Below are 22,535 nucleotides of genomic sequence, written 5' to 3'. Positions count from 1 at the left end.
CTCAAAATTACGCCAAAAAAAGCTCCGTTTTTTTTTAAAGATGTTGCAGATTATAATTTGAAACATATAAAAATCGCATGAGAATCAGGTCTTTTTGATTTTTTGTGCCTGTTAGTTGTTTTTGAAGATTTAAATGTGTAATGATTTGTTTTTTAAGTATTTATGTGTTTTTTTATTGATGATCTTTCATGTTTTGATGCAGCTTTTAAATTATAAAATGGTTGCAGATTATAATCTGCAACCGTTTAATGCGGCAATAATCTGCCAAGCTTTAGAAGAATATTTAAATTTGATTGACTTGCTTTTCGAGCTATGCTCTAGGGACTAAATGGAATCCCTTAAGCCAAAACAATTCACCATTATTTAATTCTGATTTTAATAAGTCAATAAAAGGAAGATAATGCAATTAAAAAAATTAATTTAAACCTAAGATTATGGAAAAGAGAATTTTACAGATTATTTTTACCGGCCTGATGGTCTTTACCTTTATCGGATCTGCATTCAGCCAGACTAAAAAGAAGCCCAATATCATAATGCTAATCTCTGATGACACCGGATGGGGAGATCTAGGAGTATTTGGAGGCGGCGAGTCCAGGGGGATGCCGACCCCTAATCTTGATAAAATGGCCAAGGAAGGGATGCAGTTCTGGGAGTTTTACGGACAGCCAAGCTGCACGCCGGGAAGGGCAGCAATGATCACCGGACGTATACCAAACCGAAGCGGAATGACTACCGTGGCATTTCAGGGGCAGGGGGGAGGCCTTCCAGCGGGAGAATGGACACTGGCTTCTGTTTTAAAGAAAGCAAATTATAAAACTTATTTTTCAGGAAAATGGCATTTAGGCGAAGCTGATTATGCTATGCCCACCGCTCACGGATTTGATATTATGCAGAACGTGGTACTGTATCATTTAAATGCTTACACCTATGCTTTTCCGTCATGGAATCCGGATATGACACCAGAGATGCTTAGTTTTTTCAAAAAGGTAACTACCGGCGTGTTGGAAGGTGAAGCAGGAGGAAAAGTACGAGAGGTTTCTAAAGTGACAGAAGAAAACATTGCCGAACTTGATATGATGATGACTGACAATGTCTTAAAGCAGCTTGACACATACGCAAATGGAGGCAGCCCTTTTTTTATGTGTGTAAACTTTGCCAAGAACCATCAGCCTAACCTGCCATCCAAACAATTTAAGGGAAAATCGCCTGGAGCCAGCAAATATGCAGACTGCGTGATGGAGATGGATTATAATGTAGGGCGCGTGATGGATGAAATTAAAAGGCTGGGTATTGCTGACAATACAATTGTGATCTATACCGTTGACAATGGGGCATGGCAGGATGTTCATCCAGATGCAGGCTATACACCATTCAGGGGATCGAAAGGGACCGACAGGGAAGGGGGAAGCAGGGTGCCTGCTATAGCATGGTGGCCTGGACAGATAGAGCCAGGAAGCCAGAATCATAACATAGTTGGGGGATTAGATCTGATGGCAACTTTTGCGGGTCTTGCAGGAGTTGAGCTGCCTAAAAATGACCGTGAGGGCAAACCGATGGTTTTCGACAGCTATGATATGGCAAATGTGCTGTTCAAGAAAGGAAAGCCGCTTCGCAATACGTGGTTTTACTTTACCGAATCAGAACTTTCGCCAGGTGCAGTAAGGGTCAGCCACTTTAAGGCAGTGTACAATACAAGAGGAGACAATGGAGCTCAGGCGGGAAGTGATGCGCCGGGACAGCAGCTTGGATGGAGAGGGGATGAAACTTATGTTGCGACTGTTCCGGCCATTTATGATCTATGGCAGGATCCGCAGGAACGATATGACCTGTTCATGAACAGTTTTACCGAAAAAACTTGGACGCTGCCGGTCTTTAATAAAGCCATCCAGGATCTCATTAAAACTTATGTGCAGTATCCGCCGCGACAGATGCAGGGAGAGGTCTATACGGGAAGTGAAAGCATTTCGAGATTTAGAAATATTCAGGAAGCCAAGAAAATGCTCGACGAGAAAGGAATGAAGCTGCCTGAGGATATAAAGTATTAGTTTTTAGTAATTTAAATAATAAAATAAGGCAGGTTAAAAACTGCCTTATTTATAAATGCTAATATTGGGGCATTGTTCCAGCAATGTTTTCAGCAGATAGCAAATCGCCAAACTTTTGGCTGTGTTAATGCGCCAGCTGGCATTTCCAGTTATATTTTATAATTTTTAAATATAGATATATGTCGCTTCCTAAAGATTTACAGAATGAAAAGTTTGCCCAGTATATGGAATCGATTACGGTATTTTATCTGGCAGATGACCGTTTTAAAATGATCTGTGATGAATACTGCAGCATTAAGGAGAATGTCAGGAAAATTAAGAAGAAGATCGATGAGGATTTCAGCAGCAGGGTGGAAAATGAAAATTTATCGGCAGAGCTGGAGGAGGAAATCTTAATTTATATACTCAACAGAATGGAATGAAAACTTTGGATAGCCGCAACATTAGAAGTTCTTAAAATAAGTAATATGAAAAACATTAAAAATTTAAGCAAAGTCGTGGTTTCCTGCGCTGCCCTTCTGCTGCTGGCAGCATGCAGAAAAGAACAGGCCCAAAGCGCTTCACAGGCTGGAACGCCAATTGAGCGTACAGATCCGCTTGCCTCGTGGAATGATACAAAAGTGAAAAAAGATATTATTGCTTACATAAAGGATGTCACAGATTCCAAAAGCCCTAATTTTATTCCGGTACAAGACCGCATTGCTGTATTTGACAACGATGGGACGCTGTGGTCCGAACAGCCTTTCTATTTTCAGCTTTTCTTTGCATTGGATCAGGTCAAAGCCCTGGCACCCCAGCATCCGGAATGGAAAAATAAGCAGCCTTTCAAGGCGGTATTGGAAAACAATATGGGCGATCTGATGAAGCAGGGAAAAAATGGGCTTCTGCAGATTGTCGGGGTGAGCCACTCGGGCATGACCACAGAAGAGTTCAATTCAAATGTCAGAAAGTGGATAGATTCCGCGCGGCATCCCGTCAAGAAAAAATTATATAAAGAGCTGATCTACCAGCCTATGCTGGAGCTGGTAAAATACCTTCAGGACAGGGAATTTAAGGTCTTTATTGTCTCTGGAGGCGGAATAGACTTCATGCGCGCCTGGACAGAAGAGGCATATGGAATTCCAAGCTATCAGGTTGTGGGCAGCACGCTTCAGGCGAGGTATGACTACAATAATGGCAAGCCGTCTATCGTGAAGCTTCCGGGACTGGATTTTAATGATGACAGGGAAGGCAAGCCGGTTGCTATAGAAAAATATATCGGCAAAAAGCCGGTTTTTGCGGCTGGAAATTCCGACGGGGACCTCCAGATGCTCCAGTGGACGGCATCCAATAAATATAAAAACTTTGAATTATATGTGCATCATACCGACTCAGTCCGAGAATGGGCTTACGACAGAAAGTCGCCTGTCGGAACTCTGGATAAAGGCCTGGATGAAGGCAAAGCTAAAAACTGGTCCTTTGCCGATATGAAAACAGACTGGAAAGTTATCTATCCGGAAAAATAATCCTCTAAATCGGCGTTATGAAATGTACAAAAGCATATACCATCCTTCGTGAAACAGCCTTGCAGGCTGTTTTGCTAATTTTTATATTTGGAATGCAGGGCATCACTGCCCAAGAGAACCCGCTGGAAAAGGACCAGCCTGAGGGCAAGACGTCTGTGAAATTATCCCAAGAGGTCATGAATCCCACAACGCTGGCCTGGCAGCTGCAGCTTGAAGAATTTGCAATCCTGAAAACGGAAAATCAGGATGGATTTGCGCAAAATTTCAGGGTCAGAGGAATCATACCGATGAAAGAAGGCTTTGTAATTAAAGTGCCTCAGCTCATCAGGGTGATCGCTTTTCTAAATACTGCACCAGGCGGAAGGACCGGTCTTGGCGATGTGACGCTTAACCAGTTTTTTATCCTCAGTAAAAAAGAATGGGGACAGTTTGGAGCCGGGTGGAATCTTCAGATTCCCACCGCGGGAGATCCCAAGCTGGGCTCGCCGCAATGGAGTCTTGGACCTGCCTTTACAGTAACGTTTACAAAGTTAGGCAAGTGGCAGATGTACTGGATACTGGAAAATTTTTTCACGGTTTCAAAAAATGGCCAGTACGGATCTTCTGCCTATGCGGTGCTGCAGCCTAATGTATTTTACACTTGGCCGAATGGCGTGTATGCTGGAATTGAACCCGAATGGCAGATTGATTACAAAACAGGAAAAGTCGCCATACCGATGGATTTCAGATTAGGATATATCTGGTCGGGCAAATTGAAATATAATGCTTATATAGAGCCTGAAATAATGGCTTACAGATCAGAGGGATATCCTCGAAATTCGGCAAATTTTGGCATTAGGCTGGGTTTCAGATGGTATATTCCCATGTAATCTGCTGTCTGCACGCAAGTGCGCATACTGCATTTGTTCCCTATAGGCAGCTAAGAGGGCAGACTGAGAAATCCTTTTAAGGTTTGTTCGCGGCGGGCCTTCGCCAGATGGTATTTTCACGCGTTTATAGATTAAGATAGTGGGCAGCAGTTACAGTTCGGCTTTACAGAAAGCTTGCTTCTGATGCTTTTATGGGCGGATCGGCGCAGGAAAGCAGATTTTCAGGGAGCATCCTCAGAAAGCTGTCTGGATAAATCATGCGTATGTTTTTGCAGGGCCAGACCAGAAGGGCGCCGCAGCACATTGAACCTCAAGCTTTGTGAAATGATTGCACAGGCATCCTTCTTCAAAGCAGTCTTGCGCTCAAAAAGTGCTGCGCCTGTCAGGGCGGCAGAGACAAAGATTATTATGTTTTGAGTATAATCCTCTAGAGAAACCTGAGAGATTAAAACCCTTTATTATGAAAAACAAGACTTTTTTGATTTTAGCTTTGCTGACAGCTTCTATTATTATTTCGTCTGCTTACAGTTACAGCAGATCTGCTGATAAAGAAGAGAAAAAAACTGTCGCAGAATGTCATGAAACTCCAAATAATACAGCATCTGAATTTAAGCCAACTGTAGAAAATAAATTCAAACCCGCTGTAAAAGCCCCAAAAGGAATGGTTTGGATTCCTGGAGGCGAATTCTCAATGGGTTCAAACGTTGAAGACGAGAGTTTGTGCAGCATTAAAGGCGCTGCAAAAGATGCGGCTCCCATTCACAGAGTTTACGTTGACGGCTATTATATGGACGAAACCGAAGTGACGAACGGAGAATTTGAAAAATTTGTAAAAGCGACAGGCTATGTAACCGTTGCGGAACAAAAACCAACAAAAGAAGAATTTCCAACTGCAAACGAAGAGGATTTGATTACAGGCTCTGTTATATTTACCCCTACAACATCTGCAGTTAATTTGAATAATTTTCTTCAATGGTGGCGTTATGAACCGGGAGCAGACTGGAGGCATCCAGACGGGCCGCAAAGCAGCATTAAGGGAAAAGAAAATTATCCTGTTGTTCATGTGGTTTATGAAGATGCCCAAGCTTACGCGAAATGGGCAGGAAAAAGGCTTCCGACAGAAGCTGAATGGGAATTTGCAGCCAGAGGCGGTAAAACAGGAAATCTTTACGCTTGGGGAAATAATTTAAAGCCTGACGGCAAATTTCAGGCAAATATCTATCAGGGACATTTCCCTATAAAAGACGGCGACACTGGAGAAGACGGATTTAAAGGAATTGCTCCAGCAAAGCAATATGCTCCAAATCCATACGGCTTATATGATATGGCCGGAAATGTTTGGGAATGGGTACACGACTGGTATAGCGTGGATTATTATAAATCCTTGGCAGAAAACGGAAAAACGATCAAAAACCCTCAAGGGCCAAATGCTTACAACGATCCGAATGATCCTTCACAAATCAAAAGAGTGCATCGCGGCGGTTCTTTTTTATGCACCGATCAATATTGCACTCGCTACATGGTTGGAACCAGAGGAAAAGGGGAATATCGGTCTGCAGCCAATCACTTAGGTTTTAGATGCGTAAAAAGCTTAGAATAAAAAAATGGCCTGATCTGCATGGGATGATTCTGGACAAGATGCAGTAAACGGCACATGAAAATGCCTCTGCCTGAGAAAGTTAAATAAGCCTAAATTTCAAGTTGTGATTGGATATCTCGCAGGCAAATACCAGATGCATCCAGAAATAGGGCAAATCGCTCAAATATTTTTCAATGAAGCGCCCTCAAAGGGAAAATTAAATCATTAAGTATTAATTAAAATCAGAAATTATGAAAAAGTACCTTTTACCATTTGTTGTTTTTTTCTTTTCAATTACGGCTTCGGCACAGAGTGCCCAGTCGCTGCTGCTTAATCTTTACGCAGGCTACACCTTTTCGGACAGGGTGGATTTTGATTCCTCTTATGCAAGAGTGGAAGACGGTTTTGAATATGGGGCCGGTCTGGAATATTTTATAATTGACAATGCTTCCATAGAATTGAAATACAACAGGCTGGATGCCAGAATGCCCCTGTATACCAAAGCCGCCCTGCCTGCGGCAGGCATCCCGGCAGGAGGACAGGTGAATGCCGGAGATGACAAAGGCGCCATTAATTATATACTGGCGGACTATACCTATTATTTTGGTTCCAGTTCGCAAAAAGCGCTGCCTTTTTTGGGGGCCGGTGCAGGGATTGCTGTGCTGGAAGCGCCGCAGAGCGGCAACGGGACTTATTTTGCATGGGAGGCCAAAGCGGGGGTTAAGATCAAAACCGATTCTGCGTTTTCCATCAACCTGAACGCCTATCTGCAGTCCATGTCGGCGGCCGTCGGTTATGACTACTATTGGGACTACTACTGGGGACCGGTCGCAGTGACCGATTATGCCTCAACATTCCAGTTCGGCCTGGGGGCAGTGCTGAGCTATGATTTCAGCAAATGAGAAAATGCGCGCAACCCTTGAACTGCAGCAGAAAATTCTCATATATAGGCGGCGATAGATAAAGCCCGCATGATAGCGTGCCAATAAGACACCTTATCTGCGGGCTTGTCCATAAACATAATCTTCCATTTATGCCTATATGAGGTGAAGCACTAACGCAAAAAAGCGCCGGTTATTGCATCTGCGGTGAAATAACAGCAGAAAAGACCCCCGGGCGCGAAGCACTTGCGGCAGGCAGGCGGCATCTGAGGAAAATCAGCAGCTTTTTAAGGGGCCAGGCAGGCGGTTTTCTCTTTGATGAATGAAATTATTTTTTGTGAGCTTTTCCCGCTATGCATTCCACCGAGCGCAGGCGAACCGGCCAAGCAGTCTTTTGCTGCCGCGCAGGGCTTTTAATCCCGGTTTTAAAATTTCCGCTCCGAAGGCTTATGGAAGCGGGCAGGGCCGCCTTCTGATTCGTCCCTTACTTGTTCATCCTGCTGAAGCTCCTCACTGCCGAGCTGGCTGATCTCGAATTCCCTGTTTACAGGATTGTCATCATAGGGCTGGATCGTTTCAAAGGAATCATTTTGTTCCTCATCTCTCTTCTGGGTATCAATATCTGTTTCAAATCCCTCTGATGGGTCATTCTCCATAAGGTCTTTTTCGATGTCCTTTTCGGTTATGTCCTTGGAGGGGCTGTCTGATTCCTGGTCCAGGTTCTCCGAGTCGTAAGGGTTGGTGTTTGGGTTACTGCTATTGGGGCCTGCGGCCTGGTTCTGGGGATTGCCTTTGTCCTGCGGCGTATTCTGCGGTGTGTCTTGATTTTTCATTTTATTGTTTTTTAAGGTTGACTGCTGGTGTTTTTTTTTAGCGGCCTGCCCGTAAAGCGGCTGTATCGGCTTTCAGGTGCGGGCCTGCGCTCCGGGCTTTCAGCTCTGCGCCCTGCGTTCTGCCTCTGGGTTTTGGATTTTGGTTTTCTGCTTTCCCTTTATGTTTTGCCTTATGTCAAATGTAAGGGAGGCGGGGGCAGTTTTTCTTACAGAAAAATGGTTTTCATTTATAAAATGGCAATCAGATGGGCAAGGCGGACGGGACAGCCGGACAGGGGCGGCTGTGTATGGGCAGCAGGATGCAGGTGATAGAATATGTGCTGGCAGGGTATGGGTGGCGGTGTTTGGGCGATAGGGTAAGAGAATGGGGTATGGGGATGGGGTATGAGGTATGAGGTATGAGGTATGATGAATAGGGTATGAGGAAGAGGGTATAAGTATTGGTTTAGTTTTATTTTTTTTATTTTTTTTTTTGGAGCTGTTCCCGCTATCCGTTCCAATCTTTTGCGCCGAACCCCGGCGCAAAAGGATTTCCGCTGCTATCGGGGCTAAAAGTTGTGACGGCTGCCATTTGTATTAAATGCATTTTCTTCTACCAGTCTTTTGTGTATTTTTTTGTTTTTAGAAATATAAATTCAATTACTAATTACCCGACACTATTAATAAGTATTCCAATAAAGCGTCATTTAGATTAATGGTTTCTTACTTTATACCATACGAGACGGGTTTGTGGGGTTGCAAATTGTTAAAATATAATTTAGATTCATACAGGTACCAACTGCAAAAAAAAAACTATAAACCATTTGCTTTTACACGCTTTAAGTGGTGGCCTTACATTTTTAGTATTTTTCTTCCAGATTTTATTAGCTCGTCATATTTTGCGATTAATTCTGCAGCAGACCTTTCAAATTCATTTTTATTTTCTTCGTACTTCGCAATATTGTCTTCTTTTGATGGTATGATGTGCCGATATCCACCATTTAATTGTTTGTCTTAGCGTGATTTTGACGTTAAAGACAAATTTTCCAAGTACTAAATTAATTTTAAATACATCCTACCGCATAAATCTGGGGTAGCTGCTTACAGCGGTTTTTAATGATAATCATCGTACTCAATATGGCTTTCAATTTTATATTCCGATGGAATGCTAACATTTGTACAAGAAATTATTATGTCTTGATTTTCATCTTTATCTTCAAAATAAGCCTCAATCGATATTTCAGCAGTTTGAGTAAAATGCAGTTCGTAGTTAGCTCTTTTTTTTCCAACATTATAATATTTATTGTCTTCTTTATCGTAACTGGCAAAACTATAATCAGTTTGTTCAATATCGGAAGTATAGATAATATCAAAATCTAATTGAAAATAATATTGTCCAGACTCTTTATTATTTTCAACTAATGAAGGATCAAATAAATGTATGCTCTTAATTTCTATATTAGAAATTTCTATATCATACATTGACTCATCCAAAAGTGTTTCTTCAAATGTTTTCCCAATTTCTAAAATAATTTTCTTTTCATAAGTTTGGAAAATTTCAAGTATCCATTCACTTTCATCATGAGAGTATTGACTATTAATTTTGTTAAGTAAAATTTTAGCTGATGGTAATATAATTAACCCTGGAATTTTAATATCTTTAAAATCAGGATCGCCGCTTATAAAATATATTTCTGTTGATTTTTTTTTGCACCATAAAGTAAGAGCTGAAATTACAATTGCATCTGGAAATTCATATTTTTTTCTACCTTTCGTAAATGGTGGCTCTTCATTGAGATACTGTAAAACAACATCACTAATATTTGCTAACTCAAATGGAATAAATTCTACTCTAGCTTTCTCTATAAATTCTTCCAATTTTTCGGAAAGCTCAGTATAATCTAGTTCTAATTCAATTTTTGGTAATTCAAAATATGGTTTGAATTTTTCAACATTTTTTAAAACCTTTCCTTTATTAGCAATTATTTGTCGAAATCTATTTATTTCATTAATTGCATTAGCTATATCTTCTTTAATATTTTTTTGGATTTCGCTTTTAGTAATTTCCGTCATAAAAATATTAACTATTTTGAGTTCTCCAAATTTCTGTATTCGGCGTAAATTTTCATTATGAAAATAATTACTTGCGACAAATATTTCAGTGTCAATATAGATATTTCTTGTTTTAAGCATAGTTGTTGAAATTTTGGCGACATTGTCTGGCACTTCAGCGTTTTAGGATCAAATTAAGTCCTGTTTTCGAATTTTCCATATCATCCATATTAAATAATCATTTCATCAAGCCAATTGGCAAATCAATTGTAATAACTGTTGATGAAAGTAATTATTTTTCACAAATATATTTTGCTCTCTGATATAATTCGTCGAAAGTTAAAATTTCAATATTTTTTAAATTTTTTCGAAACATTTCAAATGACGAGTATTTTATTTGGTTTATTCTGCCTTCAGTGATAAACTCATTTTGATTCCCTATCAATATGAATCCTTTTGGATTATATATATAAAGTTCTTCTCCTGTTAAATCACCTTGTTTATCTACAATTTCAATTTTAGTTTTCAAGTCAAAAACTGCCTTTTGAATTGTCCTTTGAACCTGAGCGATTGCACCAGATAATGAATCTGAAATTTGCCATGATTCTGGACGGTAGGAATTTTTAACCTGTTTCAAAAGGGTATGAGAACTAAGCTTTAACTCGCAAAAGCAAAGTGAATTTATAGCACCTTGAGATTTTAATAAACCATCAATTCGTTTTCCACTTTCATTAAAATTAGCACCGCTAGTTATTTGTTCTAATTTTTTATCATCTAATTCGGTATTAAAGAGATATTCTAAACCATAACCTAAAATCCAAGTGTTTTTTTCGAAAAATGATTGCCATAAATCTTCGTCTCTAGCTTTTGATGATAGTTTTCCCTCGATAATTAAGGCTTGCTTATGATTGTTGAAAAAGCCGTCTTCATAGAGTAAATTTTTAAATATTTCAAGTTGAGCTTTCCTGTAGCCATAGTTAATAATGTCACTGGTCGTGATGTTATTCTTAAGGGCTTTTTGTAATTGAGGGAGATTTTCTAAAATCAATTTTTTTGCTTGCTCATCATCCAAGAGCATTTTGCGTAAATCATCATCCTTTACATTGTAGGTTTGATTGTTTGGGAATTCAACCTCTTTAATGCTCTTCAGGAATAAATATAGCCTTTCTATTTCACCTTCAGTAAATGATGCTTGTTTAGACAAATTTTTTACTGGTAAGTGAGCTGTGTCGAATTGCTGAAGAAAAAGTTTTTTTATATTTCTATTATCTTCATAAAATAGAGCTTTTAATGCTCTTTTGCCGACAAAAGAATTACTTATGATAGCTTCTTTTCGTAGAATAAACTCCGTTTGATTATCATCTAAAATTTTGAATGCAAATCTTTCAGTTTCTCCTGTAAATTTATCTACAAATGATCGTGCAAAATATGTTTTGTCAACACTTCCCGTATTCATATAGTTCAAATCTATTTCGTTACTTTCCATATATTTATTGTTTTGTCGAGTGTTGATTATGTTGAATTAACCCCATTCTTCGAATTTGCTAATTATTTGAATACAATGCCAACTTAACATAATCCTATGGCGAAAAAAAATCCCACTGCAGAAGCTGTGGCTGGGGTTATTCCATATCTCGAATTTTTTGAATCAAATTTTCCGTAATCTCTTTTGCAGATTTTAATTCGAAAACTAAAAGATTGCCAACTTCTATAAGCTGCTTTTTGGCTTCCTTTAACGCAATATATTTGTTGGGTAAATTGTTTACGGTAATTACCATTTCACTGATATTAGAAATTAAATTTTCAATATTTTCAGGAATTATTTCAATTGATGTTAAGGCTTCTTTTGCATCATTTGAATTTTTGAAAATATCATATTGCATTAATAAAATAGTTTCATAGGCAATCACACCCGTAGAATATAATTCCGAAAAAAGATCTATCTCGCTTTCTAGTCTCGAAGCACTAATGTTTAATGTTCTGCCAAGTGTCTTTATGGTTGCTTTAACTTGCGCATCTTTATCTGATAACCCTTGATCTGCATAATCTCTAAACTTTGAATTAATTTGATCATTACCGGCAGTCAATTCGGTCATTATTTCAGCAATTTTAAGAATTGCTTTCGTAGCATCACTAATACAGTGAATGTCTTCTACAGATTCGTATAACAATTCAGCAGAGAATTTTCCATCATATTTTTTTGATATTTTCTCATTGTGCTGCGAACCGTAAATTATCTCGCTTAAGTTTTGTTTAGATTTTTCATTAAGGAGTTTATTTTTAGGAATTTCAATTTTCCATTTTTTCTTTGTTTTGCGAAAATTAGATTCTTGGATATATTCCCAATAAGTTTCCTCCTCTTCTGGGAAATGAGCAATAAGAACTATAGGAATGTTTAAGTTGAGCCAATAATGATAGTGAACACGTGAAGCGTAATAGATTATTGTTTTATCAGAAATATAAAAATTCCCCTTACCTGTTTTTATTTGAGCAGCAATGAATTTACCTGTAGGATTCCCGTTTTCGGATTCTTCTATGATGGCGTCGATTCCAACATCTGCAACTGGTAATTCTCGAAATATCCAGCCTAAATGTTTAGTAATTATTCTATCAGTCTCGATTACACCTAATCTTTCGGTATTACTGTATCTCATTATAATTTTATGTGTTTACGTCTCCCATCGTTTTTTGTTTTGCTTAAAAAGCGAAACCGGTTACGGATTATTACCTGATAAAAGTAGAGTTTTTCTGTGAACGAAAAAACTCAAGTTAGGTTTGCGGCCAGCTATTATTTCAACCAGATGACAGCACCAGATCATTTTTTTCGATAAACCGCAATAACATCTGATTGTCTTTTGTTTTTCAAATAATTTTTCTTGATTAAGTCCCTTTTGCCTGGATCAGTAATCCCATCTGCTTCTATATCTCTGTCCAGCCATTCTTCTGCTAAATCTCTTTCACTTTGTGAATCGCTTTTATCAATATCCGCATAATATATTCTTTCAAACAAATGATTTGGGAAAACTTTATCTAAATCTCTAATAGTAAAATAATGTTTGAAATAATTATTGTTGTTTGAATTTGACGGATTGTTTGCGTAGAACTTCACCGAATGCACGCCAACGTATATAAATGTCCCTTTAGTTGACTTATCAGATGTAATTCTACCAATCTCGACACATTCTTTGAGCGTAAAAAAATGCAGAAAATTGGAAAAAATAATTAAAGAATATTTTAAGTCCGGCAAATCATCTTTGGGAAAATTAAGATTTAAATAACTCCAGTTTTCCAAAGTAGCTGATTTTTCGCTTTCAACTCTTTTTTTTAAGTAATCCAATTGGATCTGCTCGTTGTCAATCGCTATAATTTTCCTACCAGTTGAAAGGTAATCAAGAAGGAACGGCGACTGTCCGCATCCGATATCCAAAATTGCCCCGTCTATCATTTCTTTCTCATATTGACGGAGTGGATTATTAAGTTCTCGCAAAAGTTCATTATTGGTTTGTCTTTTAAAAACCAAATCCCAATATAATTTCATTGAATTGTCCATAATTATACTTTTAGGCGTTGTCAAGAATTGTCATTAACATTCTCTCGCTTCCAAATGTTTTAGTCTTTCAAGACGAAAGTTATGTGTTTATCAATCATTTGCTCATCTACATTTTACACAGCTCAGTAAAATGTTTTATCAATGTGAAAAAATATAAATGCGGCATAAATTCTACAACAAAAGTCCGGAAATGATTTATACTTATTTTACGGATAACCGTATCTCTTCTACATAATTTTCTCAAAAATATCAATTATGTTGTATAAGGGGGTAGGTATATATACGTGATTTTCGTTAAAAGAAACTAAGTTTTAAATTTTTTGTAATGAATTGATTTGATATTTCTTTTTAGAATTCACCCCCGAAATAGACTGGTTTTCTTTCTGATTCCTTTTATCTACAGTATCCCTATTACTTCCCTTTATCTTTTTGATTAAAAAGCCGGTATGCTTTTGTCTTATTCCACGAGCAAAGGTAACTCCGTGCCCTTTGGCAGAAGCAAGGCCGGGGTCCCTTGGATTTGATAAAAAATCTCCACCCATCCGGGTTGTATTTTTTTCAAAGCCTTGCTTCTGCAGGGCACTAACCTTTTTATGCTCATGAAACAAAACACAGCATACTGCTTTTCTTTTCGTTCCCATTTTTTTCAAAGCCAGACTATTGCTCTGCGGCTATTTTTTTAAGCCGCACTGCCACGCTATCTAGTACTGAATTTTTGCATCTGCCGCTTCAGTTTTCAGTCGAAACCCCGCTGTGCGGAAGAAGTCTTTTGAGTTTAATTCCATCACAAAGTTCGGGCGCAGGACTGCGGTTCGCCGCAAAAAATTCCCCCATAAATGCAGGACGTCCGTCCTGCTTTATTGCGTTGCTTTCTGCGCTCGCTTTCCTGTGCCCGGTACATGTGCTGTTATTAATCTTAAATAGTAAAAGCCATGAAAGCAGATGAAAACAGCAGCTGGAAAACCGTATCGGAAATCGACCTGATTTATAAGACCAAAGTGAAGAGCGCAGACAGGCCAAAAATCACTTCCTCCAAAACCGCCTATGCCATCCTGATGGAGTGCTGGGATTCCGACAAAATTGAATTCATCGAGCAGTTCAAAGTGCTGCTGCTGAGCCAGTCCAACAGAGTGCTGGGGGTGTATCAGGCTTCTTCAGGAGGCATTGCAGGAACTGTGGTGGACATCCGCTTGCTGTTTGCCGCCGCGCTCAAAGCCAATGCCGTGGGGCTGATCATTGCCCATAACCATCCCTCCGGAAATAAAGCCCCTTCGGAAGCCGACAAAGGCATTACCAGAAAGATCAGAGCGGCAGGGGAGCTGATGGACATCAGGCTGCTGGACCATCTGATACTAACGGCAGAGGCCTACTATTCCTTTGCAGATGAAGGCGCTTTATAGCGCCTTTTTCCTTTTTGTTTTATTCTTTGTTTTGATCTGCATCGCCGCAGGCTTGGAATGCTGTAAGATTATCGCTATATGCGGTAAGGTCGGACTGCATAAACTGCAGTACATTTGCCTTTTTGCTGGTAATGGCACTGTAGAATCAGTAAGAGATAACAGCGGACCGGCGGGGTTCGTCCGGAGGTTCTGTCCCCAATGATTTAGTTAATTCCCTTATGCTTTTCAGGCAGCCGCCGGCCGCCTAAGGACTCTCTTTTTAAGGGAGTTTTTTGTTCAGTGTGTATTGAGGTTCAGCAGTGCTTTTAAAGATATAAGGTCAGTGCATCCTCTATATCAAGGATTTCCATGTCCGCAGACTGCCTGTTGAAAAAAATGACCTTATCGGTGTACTGGCGGTTGTACCGATACACAGGAGGCACAACGATTTCATTTTTGGAATTGATAACGCCCCAGCTGCCATTCTTCACATACCAGGCGCCGTCTTCCTGTTCGCTCTGATAATAATACATCAGCCCGGTGGGGTTGATTAAAAACAGATCATCATTGAAGGTGCTTTCAATCCAGCTGTGCTCAAATGGGATGACCAGATTGCCCCCATTATCAAATACACCCCATTTTCCTCCCTCCAGCGTATAATAGCATTCTGCTCCTAATGCTTCATCCGAACCATAATCGCCTCCTACTACAGCGTTTTTTTTATCGTAGGCCATACTAAATTTTTCCCCCTTTGCAATCAAATCATAAAGAGGCGGAATTATCATGTTGAAGTTTTGGTCCAATAGTCCTTGTCTGCCTATCAGGATCGAATCGTCAACGCAAAAGTCATAAGGTATTGCAACGTCATAAACCGTATAAAAAGAGGGGCTGTTTATAAAATCAACAAGTCCGTACTCCAAGGTTTTCAGTAAAATTCCGTCTTTGTCGTAGATCCTGTAGATGCATGCTCCATCTTGATTGATCTGTTCCCTTGCCTTAAAGATTTTTAGTGCTCCATTGTATTGGATTTCCCTGAATTTTAAAGCAATGATAACCTCAAATTTGGAATTGAGAATTCCATGATAATTGCTGATGCTAACGATGAAGCTTTCCTCGTTGATGTCCTGTATGGAATCATAAATGGCAGGAACCAGTATCTGAAAATTCTCATCCAGAACGCCTTTTCTGGTGGTGCTGAAGTTTTCCGGCTTTTCTCTGAGCTCGCTAAAAAACAGCATGTTTTTTCTGGTAGGGGACTGGTGGACCGAATAGTATCTATGGGTCTCAATGAGCAGCTCTGCAGTTTCGGAAACTTTCAATACTCTTGTTTTATTTCCCTGATCATTATAGATGTTAAGGACAGCAAATCCCCTAGTGTCCCGAAAGCCAAAAAACTCGCCGTATTTAAGATTGAGCCTGCTGCAGATAAGACCAAATATCTCTCTGGTCTGCTGCATTTCGGTCTGTCGTTCTTCAAAGGCTTTTAATTCTTCAGGGTTCATACAGCGAATGGGATGTTAATTCAAAAATAGCAAAAAAAAGACATTATGCCGCATAGGGCATAAAACAATTTTAATGCTCTTTCCGGATCAATTAATAAAGCCGTTAGGCTTTAGCTAACGGCTTTCATTTTTCTTTTCATTTTTCTTTTCATTTACCTTTTTTTCCCGCTTCAAGACCGGTGAGTTTCTCGCTGGTTTCGGTAAGACCGGCCCTGGCCAGACAGTCCGCTGAAAGCTGTCTGAGTTCATTGATGTTTTCTTCTGCCGTGCGCTGCAGCAGCACCGAAGGGCTCGTGTCATTTTCAAGCAGGCCGCGCCCAATTACATGGCTGAGCAGCAGCACATTTTTTCGTGAAATCTTCAGATCAATCCTCACCGGCTCGTTCATGCCCGGGGTGCTCAATATGGTATCGAACACCAGGGCGGCATCATTTTCTGTAAGCATAATTTCTGCGTTTTTAAGTTAATAATATTCTGCTTCAAAGATAGAAAGAAGCCCTGAAAACACCCCGTTCAAAATATGGACGGGATAGGCGAAATCAGTCAGGCTTTTCTACTTTCGTTTTCAGAATCGTTTGAAAACAGCTTCTAGCAAATGTTTGTTTTGCAAAGCTGAAGGACTGCCTGCTTTGCCGCAGTCGGCCAGATGTCCGTTTGTTAAACAAACGCATCAGGCTGCCTCTTGCTCGGAACTCGCGGCAGTGGAACTGAAAGAGAAGAGTTTAAAAAATGAAAGGGAAACAAGATGGGAAAAGAGATTTTAAACCGAAACCGCATAGCAGCGGTGCGCTTTACAGCCGCCGAATACGCATCGCTGGAAAGGAGATTCAAGGCCACAACCTGCAGGCAGATGAGCGAATACCTGAGAAGCTGCCTGCTGCATAAGCCCGTTACGGTCAGACACCGTGACGCCTCGCTTGATGAATTTATGCTCGAATTCATCCGGCTTCGAAAGGAGCTGGACGCCCTTGGAAACAACTTCAACCAGACAGTCAGAAAGCTGCACACCCTGCGGCAAAATCCCGAATTCAGGCATTGGATTTTAAGCACCGAAGCGCAGCGCGAAAGGCTGCTGCTTTCGGTGTCGGATATCCAGAAACTGGCAGCTGAAATCGCCTCGAAATGGTTGCAGTCATAAAGACCGGGCATTCGGTGCGCAGCATCTTCAAATACAATGAGAATAAAGTCAAGGAAGGGGCCGCAAAGAGCATCGGGGAAGGCAACTATCCTGTTGCAGCGACGGCACTATCTGCTGCTATGAGATTGAACAGATTATTGAATCAGAATGCCCTTAACGGGAATGTGAAAAGAAACAGCGTGCACATCTCGCTGAACTTCCATCCCTCTGAGAAATATGCCGATGAAAAGCTCTTGAAAATTGCCGATGCCTATATGGAAAAAATCGGTTTCGGCGATCAGCCTTATCTGGTCTACCGCCATGATGACGCTGGGCATCCGCACATCCATCTGGTGTCCATTAAAGTGAGGGAAGACGGCTCGCGGATCGACATGCAGAACATCGGCAAGAACCAGTCGGAAAAGGCGCGCAGGGAAATCGAAATAGGCTTTAATCTGGTCAGGGCGGAAGGCAGGAAGCCCGATGGGGTTTCTCCTGTAAAACCCGTCGCTGTCAGTAAGGTTTCGTACGGCAAGTCCGAGTCTAAAAGAGCCATGTCAGGGGTGCTTTCCTCGGTGCTTTTGAATTACAGATACACGTCGCTGGCGGAGTTCAACGCCGTGCTGCAGCTCTACAATATCAGGGCGGATAGGGGCAGCGAGCAGTCAAGGATTTTTAAGGCGGGCGGGCTGGTCTACCGCATACTGGACAGAGAGGGAAAAGCTATCGGAGTGCCCATCAAGGCGAGCGATTTCGCCATGAAGCCGACACTGCCTTTTCTGCAGAAAAGGTACGTCTTGAACAGCGGCGAAAAGGCATTTGAAAAGAAGCGGATAAGAAGTGCGGTGGACACCATATTTCTGGGGAAAAATGCGGATATGGACAGGCTGGCCGCACAGCTGAAAAAAGTTGGAATCGATACGGTGTTGAGAAAGAGCGATGCCGGCCAGCTCTATGGCATCACGTATGTCGATCACGTAACCAGATGCGTATTGAACGGCAGCGCGCTGGGGAAAAGCTACAGCGCCAAAGGCATGCTCGAACGCTGCCATGGAACAGCAGAAAAGAAAGGGATTTCCAAAGCTGAAAAGGTGCCGGGCAACGGGATTGGAAAGCAGGGGATGGCGGCTGATGAAACTCCTTCTGATGGGGTTTCAGCGAGGGTTCTGCAGGAGCTTTTCAAGCCCGAATGGCAGCCGGATAATGTGCCTGCCGCCTTGAGGCGAAAACGCCGCCGAAGAAAAAAAAGAGGCGGCTCGGAGCTGAATTGAAAGATAAAAATAATGCTAAAATTCTGAAGCCATGCAGACGGGAGAAAATGAACAGGCGCTGAGAAAAATAGTGGACATGACAAGGCTGATGGGCATCGCTCTGCTGCTGGGGCATTTCTACTATTGCTGCTATGAAGCTTTTAAATTATGGAATCTCACCAGTCCTTTCGGGGATAAGATTCTGGCATCGGTCTGCCGCACCGGACTGTTCGGGAATTTTTATATTTCCAAGCTTCTTGCGCTGGGTTTTCTCATGATATCGCTGCTTGGCGCAAAGGGAAGAAAGGACGAAAAGCTCCAGTTCAAATCGGCTTTTTATAAGCTGGCGGCAGGAGCGCTGCTTTATTTTTTTAGCGGATTTTTTCTTATGATAATTCCTGCTGTTCAGTATGCCGCTGCACTGTATATAACGGTGGCGGGTATGGGGTTTATGCTGGTGCTTTCAGGCGGGACGCTGCTCTCCAGGCTGATTAAAAACAGGCTGGGAGCTTCGGATATTTTCAACACCGAGAATGAGACTTTTCCGCAGGAGGAAAGGCTTCTGGAGAATGAATATTCGGTCAACCTGCCTGCGAAATATTATCTGAAAAAGAAGCAGCGCTCCAGCTGGATCAATATCATCAATCCGTTCCGCGGGCTGATGGTTTTAGGGACTCCCGGAGCAGGGAAGTCCTACTTTGTGATCCGCCATGTCATCACCCAGCACATCGCCAAAGGGTTCAGCATGTTTGTGTATGATTTCAAGTATGATGACCTCTCGAAAATCGTGTACAATACTTTTGAAAAGCATAAGCATGCATATAAAGTGATGCCCAAATGCTACTTCATCAATTTTGACAATATCATGCACCGCTGCAATCCGCTGGACCCGCAGAGCATGGAGGATATCACCGATGCATCGGAGTCTGCCCGTACCATCCTTATGGGGCTCAACCGCGAATGGATCAAGCGCCAAGGGGACTTTTTTGTGGAGTCGCCGATCAATTTCCTGTCGGCCGTTATCTGGTACCTGAGGAGATACAATGACGGGGAGTTCTGCACCCTGCCGCATGTCATCGAGCTCATGCAGATCGACTACGACAGCCTCTTTACCCTGCTTAGAACAGATAAGGAAATCGAGGTGCTCATCAATCCATTTATCAATGCCTATCTCAATGATGCCATGGACCAATTGGAAGGGCAGATCGCTTCGGCCAAGATTGCCATGGCAAGGCTTTCCTCGCCGCAATTGTACTATGTGCTATCGGGAAATGATTTTACATTAGATATCAATAATCCCCTGGAGCCGAAGATTGTCTGCATGGGAAATAATCCGCAGAAGATCCAGATTTACGGAGCCGTCCTGTCGCTGTATGTAAACCGCCTGATCAAGCTGGTCAACAAAAAAGGAAAGCTCAAATCAAGCCTCATTTTTGACGAGTTCCCGACCATCTATCTCAACAACATGGACAGCCTGATTGCCACGGCAAGAAGCAACAGGGTCAGCACCTGTCTGGGCGTGCAGGACTTCAGCCAGCTCAGAAAAGACTACGGACGCGAGCAGGCCGACGTAATCCTGAACATCACCGGAAATATCATCTCGGGACAGGTGACGGGAGATACGGCCAAGCAGCTTTCTGAAAGATTTGGGAAGATCATGCAGGACCGTGAAAGCGTTTCCATCAACAGCGCCGATACCTCCATCAGCCGTTCCAGACAGCTGGAATCCGCTGTGCCCGCATCGAAGATTTCCTCGCTCAGTTCGGGGGAATTTGTCGGGATGACAGCCGATAATCCGGACTGCAAGATTGAGCTGAAGACTTTCCATTCGGAGATTGTAAACGACCATGAGGCGCTGCGGAAAGAGGAGGAAAGGTACGTCGAAATACCGCCAGTCAGAAAACTTGATAGTGCGATGATCCAGCAGAATTTCCTGCAGATCAGGCGGGATGTTCAGGAGATTATCTATACAGAGATGGAAAGGCTTCTCAATGATCCGGCGCTCAAGCATCTGGTGGTGAAAAAGAAGAAGAGGTGATTTTTTGTATGTTTTTTTCATGCCTTAGCAGAAACCCATAAGCAGCCCTCTTCTCACGCAGGCCTGCCCTTCATAAAATCAATGCCCAGCGTCTCAATTAGAACCGAATGCATTTGCAGCTTTCAAAAAAAAAATTAGTAGCCTCATGTTATAATCCTTGTCCTTTTTAAGAGAAGGTTCAAGACAAGCAGAGCCCCTGTCTGCTCAATATGCTACAGCTAAAAATTGCGAGCAGATATTTTTATTTTAGGCTTCCCGCTAAATAGGGCATGGCATCATTTAGATTTCTTTTCAAATACGTTGAAGGGTATGGCGGCAGAAGCTTTCACTAAAAATAAGTCCCATGCATTTTTATTAAAGCCGGTATTTTCAAAGCCGCAGAGAATGGAAAAAGTGGCTGCGCTGAATGTCTTTGCCTTGTCTCTTGTCAGTCTGATCATTGGACCGATAAGCGCTGTGTAATTTTTAGTGTAGATATGATCATTTCCTTGAACTGGTAAGGCTACGGAAAATTTTCCTAAAACTCCCAAGAAGTTTGTTGTTGATTTTGGGATTATTCCGCAATTTATATAGGTGTCGGTGGTGAGTACTGCGTCGTGCAAATCATGGTAAGAACCAATAGGAGCATCAATTTCTTCCGCTTTAACATTGTAGGCATCTCCTGTGCCGTTTAATTCTATGGTAAATTTTTTGCCTGTAAAATCTACATTATCCAAATAGCTTAATCTGTTTAGGCGCTGGCCGGCATTTAAAAATAGGAAAAAGGCGTTATCTGCCCTAAGAAGCTGATAATTGAAATTTAGATTTAAAGATGCTTTGGATATGCTTCGGTATTTTTGTTCGACATTTTCATCAAGAATGCTTGCGTTTTCCAGCTTTATAGAGCTGTTTGTATAGGAGAAGGAAGTATTGAGCCATTTGGCGCTGTAGCCTTTATAGCTTTTTTTTCCTTCGTCAGATGAATCGAATTCGTTTTTGTATTTATCTCTTAAAGCCAATATCTGGTTTTCGTTCCATTTTAGAATGTATTCAATGTCCGTTTTTTTCTTTTTTTCCTGCGATAAAATTGCATCTATGCTGTAGGATTCTATTTTGCCTTCTATTCCTAGGTATAATTTTTTGTCCAAATCTTCATATCCTGTCTTTACATGCTGCAGATTTTTCCCTTCGCCACTTTGAAGGTTTTCTAATATTTCAATCCTTCTGCTTATGATGACCAGTTCTGCAGTCTTTGCAATTATACTGTCTCTTTTGGTCTTCAAATAGTCCGCACGCGATTTATTGGTGCTCTCGCAATCTGGCGCCAAATAAAAAAGCGAACCATTTCCTAGCGGAAAGATTATTCCGGCTTTTAACGTAATATCAGTTGACCATGCGTTATTTTGATAGTAATTGAAGTTATTGTCTTTGTTCTTGATTGAAAGCCCCAAATCAATAAGCATGGATTTTGCTTTCGTAGTTCCATTGATGCTGAAGGTATTTTTTACATTATCCAATGTATAGGCAAATGCGCTTCCGTTGGTAATCACATCGGAGCTTCCCAGTACTACAGTGGAGAATATTTCCTGATAAATCTTATTAAAGGCAATAGGATCGGAGACAGCGCCGTCACTGCCAATACATTTTTTATTTAAAAACGCGGTGTCCGAAAATTTTTCGTTTACAGATTTGTAAAATTCAACTTGTTCCGCTTTTGATGGCTCCTGGGAGAAAATAGTGCCTGCAATGCAAAACAAAAGTAAAGAGTAGAGGTTTCTCATAGCATTTATTTTTTAAATCAACATTATATATTAGTAAATAAATATGTGTTAAAAATAATAAGTTTCTATAAGTCTTCTATAGGTATTAATACCCGATTTTATCGCTTCAATCTCCAGCAATGGGAACATTTTATATGCACTGCTGCTGCATTTTAAATTTTATTAATGCAGTTAGTTAGTTAGTTAGTTAGTTAGT

At 41.1% G+C, this 22,535-nt stretch carries 19 protein-coding genes; 10 read left to right on the top strand and 9 right to left on the bottom strand.

Features of this window, described 5'->3' with window-relative positions; all coding sequences use genetic code 11:
• Positions 1-434 precede the first annotated feature (434 nt).
• The 6 genes from AC3E9W_RS18505 to AC3E9W_RS18480 all read left to right on the top strand — a co-directional run bounded on the left by AC3E9W_RS18505 (position 435) and on the right by AC3E9W_RS18480 (position 6,900).
• A complete protein-coding gene (locus tag AC3E9W_RS18505; protein ID WP_125721025.1) occupies positions 435-2,045 on the top strand; it encodes an arylsulfatase in 1,611 nt (536 codons plus the stop codon).
• Between the two features lie 179 nt (positions 2,046-2,224).
• Positions 2,225-2,467 (top strand): hypothetical protein, encoded by a 243-nt coding sequence (locus tag AC3E9W_RS18500; RefSeq protein WP_125721023.1) that lies wholly within the window; start codon positions 2,225-2,227, stop codon positions 2,465-2,467.
• 45 nt (positions 2,468-2,512) lie between these two features.
• Positions 2,513-3,550 (top strand): HAD family hydrolase, encoded by a 1,038-nt coding sequence (locus AC3E9W_RS18495; RefSeq protein WP_488769527.1) that lies wholly within the window; start codon positions 2,513-2,515, stop codon positions 3,548-3,550.
• Between the two features lie 17 nt (positions 3,551-3,567).
• Positions 3,568-4,419, top strand: coding sequence for a transporter family protein (locus AC3E9W_RS18490; protein WP_488769526.1), 852 nt, complete (start codon positions 3,568-3,570; stop codon positions 4,417-4,419).
• A gap of 460 nt (positions 4,420-4,879) precedes the next feature.
• Positions 4,880-6,019 (top strand): formylglycine-generating enzyme family protein, encoded by a 1,140-nt coding sequence (locus AC3E9W_RS18485; protein ID WP_488769525.1) that lies wholly within the window; start codon positions 4,880-4,882, stop codon positions 6,017-6,019.
• 230 nt (positions 6,020-6,249) lie between these two features.
• Positions 6,250-6,900 (top strand): outer membrane beta-barrel protein, encoded by a 651-nt coding sequence (locus tag AC3E9W_RS18480; RefSeq protein WP_488769524.1) that lies wholly within the window; start codon positions 6,250-6,252, stop codon positions 6,898-6,900.
• Between the two features lie 404 nt (positions 6,901-7,304).
• Here the strand turns inward: AC3E9W_RS18480 and AC3E9W_RS18475 are convergent, their stop codons facing one another.
• From AC3E9W_RS18475 to AC3E9W_RS18450, 6 genes are all read right to left on the bottom strand, one after another.
• Positions 7,305-7,712: a hypothetical protein gene (locus tag AC3E9W_RS18475; RefSeq protein ID WP_488769523.1), complete on the bottom strand. Its 408-nt coding sequence runs from the start codon at positions 7,710-7,712 to the stop codon at positions 7,305-7,307.
• A 1,092-nt stretch (positions 7,713-8,804) separates the two neighbouring features.
• A complete protein-coding gene (locus AC3E9W_RS18470; RefSeq protein WP_488769522.1) occupies positions 8,805-9,884 on the bottom strand; it encodes a PIN domain-containing protein in 1,080 nt (359 codons plus the stop codon).
• Between the two features lie 151 nt (positions 9,885-10,035).
• The gene (locus AC3E9W_RS18465; RefSeq protein ID WP_488769521.1) at positions 10,036-11,229 is read right to left on the bottom strand and encodes a Shedu immune nuclease family protein; all 1,194 of its coding nucleotides are present in this window, start codon (positions 11,227-11,229) and stop codon (positions 10,036-10,038) included.
• A 136-nt stretch (positions 11,230-11,365) separates the two neighbouring features.
• The gene (locus AC3E9W_RS18460) at positions 11,366-12,397 is read right to left on the bottom strand and encodes a DUF4365 domain-containing protein (RefSeq protein ID WP_488769520.1); all 1,032 of its coding nucleotides are present in this window, start codon (positions 12,395-12,397) and stop codon (positions 11,366-11,368) included.
• A gap of 161 nt (positions 12,398-12,558) precedes the next feature.
• Positions 12,559-13,293 (bottom strand): class I SAM-dependent methyltransferase, encoded by a 735-nt coding sequence (locus AC3E9W_RS18455; RefSeq protein WP_488769519.1) that lies wholly within the window; start codon positions 13,291-13,293, stop codon positions 12,559-12,561.
• Between the two features lie 311 nt (positions 13,294-13,604).
• Complete coding sequence (locus AC3E9W_RS18450; protein WP_488769518.1) at positions 13,605-13,934, bottom strand: hypothetical protein; 330 nt, start codon at positions 13,932-13,934, stop codon at positions 13,605-13,607.
• Positions 13,935-14,225: 291 nt separating this feature from the next.
• Between AC3E9W_RS18450 and AC3E9W_RS18445 the strand changes: the two genes are divergently transcribed.
• Entirely contained in the window at positions 14,226-14,693 is a 468-nt protein-coding gene (locus AC3E9W_RS18445; RefSeq protein WP_488769517.1) for a JAB domain-containing protein, read from the top strand.
• A gap of 305 nt (positions 14,694-14,998) precedes the next feature.
• Here the strand turns inward: AC3E9W_RS18445 and AC3E9W_RS18440 are convergent, their stop codons facing one another.
• Positions 14,999-16,174 carry a WG repeat-containing protein gene (locus AC3E9W_RS18440; protein WP_488769516.1) on the bottom strand — a complete coding sequence of 392 codons (1,176 nt, stop codon included), beginning with the start codon at positions 16,172-16,174 and terminating at the stop codon, positions 14,999-15,001.
• 148 nt (positions 16,175-16,322) lie between these two features.
• On the bottom strand, positions 16,323-16,619 hold the full coding sequence (locus AC3E9W_RS18435; RefSeq protein ID WP_488769515.1) for a hypothetical protein: 297 nt from the start codon (positions 16,617-16,619) through the stop codon (positions 16,323-16,325).
• 300 nt (positions 16,620-16,919) lie between these two features.
• On the opposite strand from AC3E9W_RS18435, the gene AC3E9W_RS18430 reads away from it, so the two are divergent.
• The 3 genes from AC3E9W_RS18430 to mobC are packed head-to-tail and all read left to right on the top strand — an operon-like array spanning position 16,920 to position 20,579.
• The gene (locus AC3E9W_RS18430) at positions 16,920-17,312 is read left to right on the top strand and encodes a plasmid mobilization protein (protein ID WP_488769514.1); all 393 of its coding nucleotides are present in this window, start codon (positions 16,920-16,922) and stop codon (positions 17,310-17,312) included.
• The gene (locus tag AC3E9W_RS18425) at positions 17,297-18,562 is read left to right on the top strand and encodes a relaxase/mobilization nuclease domain-containing protein (RefSeq protein ID WP_488769513.1); all 1,266 of its coding nucleotides are present in this window, start codon (positions 17,297-17,299) and stop codon (positions 18,560-18,562) included. The genes AC3E9W_RS18430 and AC3E9W_RS18425 overlap by 16 nt, the downstream gene beginning before the upstream one ends.
• A gap of 31 nt (positions 18,563-18,593) precedes the next feature.
• Positions 18,594-20,579 (top strand): conjugal transfer protein MobC, encoded by a 1,986-nt coding sequence (gene mobC / locus AC3E9W_RS18420; protein ID WP_488769512.1) that lies wholly within the window; start codon positions 18,594-18,596, stop codon positions 20,577-20,579.
• A gap of 275 nt (positions 20,580-20,854) precedes the next feature.
• Here the strand turns inward: mobC and AC3E9W_RS18415 are convergent, their stop codons facing one another.
• On the bottom strand, positions 20,855-22,339 hold the full coding sequence (locus AC3E9W_RS18415; RefSeq protein WP_488769510.1) for a hypothetical protein: 1,485 nt from the start codon (positions 22,337-22,339) through the stop codon (positions 20,855-20,857).
• Positions 22,340-22,535 lie beyond the last annotated feature (196 nt).

The organism is Flavobacterium sp. 38 (assembly GCF_057799715.1).
The sequence above is the reverse complement of the archived record's forward strand: the minus strand, read 5'-3'. Positions and strand labels throughout refer to the sequence as shown.

Excerpts from the sequence above, each read along its gene's own strand:
- AC3E9W_RS18505 (WP_125721025.1), top strand. The coding sequence starts at position 435 with ATGGAAAAGAGAATTTTACAGATTATTTTTACCGGCCTGATGGTCTTT.
- AC3E9W_RS18500 (WP_125721023.1), top strand. The coding sequence starts at position 2,225 with ATGTCGCTTCCTAAAGATTTACAGAATGAAAAGTTTGCCCAGTATATG.
- AC3E9W_RS18495 (WP_488769527.1), top strand. The coding sequence starts at position 2,513 with ATGAAAAACATTAAAAATTTAAGCAAAGTCGTGGTTTCCTGCGCTGCC.
- AC3E9W_RS18490 (WP_488769526.1), top strand. The coding sequence starts at position 3,568 with ATGAAATGTACAAAAGCATATACCATCCTTCGTGAAACAGCCTTGCAG.
- AC3E9W_RS18485 (WP_488769525.1), top strand. The coding sequence starts at position 4,880 with ATGAAAAACAAGACTTTTTTGATTTTAGCTTTGCTGACAGCTTCTATT.
- AC3E9W_RS18480 (WP_488769524.1), top strand. The coding sequence starts at position 6,250 with ATGAAAAAGTACCTTTTACCATTTGTTGTTTTTTTCTTTTCAATTACG.
- AC3E9W_RS18475 (WP_488769523.1), bottom strand. The coding sequence starts at position 7,712 with ATGAAAAATCAAGACACACCGCAGAATACGCCGCAGGACAAAGGCAAT.
- AC3E9W_RS18470 (WP_488769522.1), bottom strand. The coding sequence starts at position 9,884 with ATGCTTAAAACAAGAAATATCTATATTGACACTGAAATATTTGTCGCA.
- AC3E9W_RS18465 (WP_488769521.1), bottom strand. The coding sequence starts at position 11,229 with ATGGAAAGTAACGAAATAGATTTGAACTATATGAATACGGGAAGTGTT.
- AC3E9W_RS18460 (WP_488769520.1), bottom strand. The coding sequence starts at position 12,397 with ATGAGATACAGTAATACCGAAAGATTAGGTGTAATCGAGACTGATAGA.
- AC3E9W_RS18455 (WP_488769519.1), bottom strand. The coding sequence starts at position 13,293 with ATGGACAATTCAATGAAATTATATTGGGATTTGGTTTTTAAAAGACAA.
- AC3E9W_RS18450 (WP_488769518.1), bottom strand. The coding sequence starts at position 13,934 with ATGGGAACGAAAAGAAAAGCAGTATGCTGTGTTTTGTTTCATGAGCAT.
- AC3E9W_RS18445 (WP_488769517.1), top strand. The coding sequence starts at position 14,226 with ATGAAAGCAGATGAAAACAGCAGCTGGAAAACCGTATCGGAAATCGAC.
- AC3E9W_RS18440 (WP_488769516.1), bottom strand. The coding sequence starts at position 16,174 with ATGAACCCTGAAGAATTAAAAGCCTTTGAAGAACGACAGACCGAAATG.
- AC3E9W_RS18435 (WP_488769515.1), bottom strand. The coding sequence starts at position 16,619 with ATGCTTACAGAAAATGATGCCGCCCTGGTGTTCGATACCATATTGAGC.
- AC3E9W_RS18430 (WP_488769514.1), top strand. The coding sequence starts at position 16,920 with ATGGGAAAAGAGATTTTAAACCGAAACCGCATAGCAGCGGTGCGCTTT.
- AC3E9W_RS18425 (WP_488769513.1), top strand. The coding sequence starts at position 17,297 with ATGGTTGCAGTCATAAAGACCGGGCATTCGGTGCGCAGCATCTTCAAA.
- mobC (WP_488769512.1), top strand. The coding sequence starts at position 18,594 with ATGCAGACGGGAGAAAATGAACAGGCGCTGAGAAAAATAGTGGACATG.
- AC3E9W_RS18415 (WP_488769510.1), bottom strand. The coding sequence starts at position 22,339 with ATGAGAAACCTCTACTCTTTACTTTTGTTTTGCATTGCAGGCACTATT.